Annotated in this window: 1 protein-coding gene; it reads right to left on the bottom strand. The window is 37.1% G+C overall.

Going from position 1 to position 313, the window contains the following annotated elements; all coding sequences use genetic code 11:
• Positions 1-214, bottom strand: a 214-nt coding sequence (locus tag ASJ81_RS24695; protein WP_369334797.1) for a PEGA domain-containing protein, incomplete at its 3' end; no start/stop codon positions are given.
• Positions 215-313: the final 99 nt, after the last annotated feature.

The following is a 313-nucleotide window of genomic DNA, read 5'->3' as shown; positions in this document are numbered from 1 at the left end:
CTTTTGATGACTCTGTTGGTGTTAAAGTAGGTGATACTGAAACAGTTTTATCAGCTTCAATACTTATATCCTTAGACCAATCTTTATATTCTGTAAGTGTTAGGGTAACTGTATGAGAACCTTGCTTAACATCTTCCAAGATCTTTGGTGTTTCACCTTCGTAAGTGTCATCCAGAAAAATATCAGCACCAGTGGGGGAAGAAGTAACTGAAATGGAGCCTGTTGAAGATGGTGGTTCTGGTGATGGTTCTATTTGTATTGGTGTTAAAGTAGGTGATACTGAAACAGTTTTATCAGCATCAACACTTATATC

The sequence above is a fragment of the Methanosarcina spelaei genome, from assembly GCF_002287235.1.
Taxonomy (GTDB): domain Archaea; phylum Halobacteriota; class Methanosarcinia; order Methanosarcinales; family Methanosarcinaceae; genus Methanosarcina; species Methanosarcina spelaei.
This window is presented reverse-complemented; position numbering and strand designations above follow the sequence as displayed.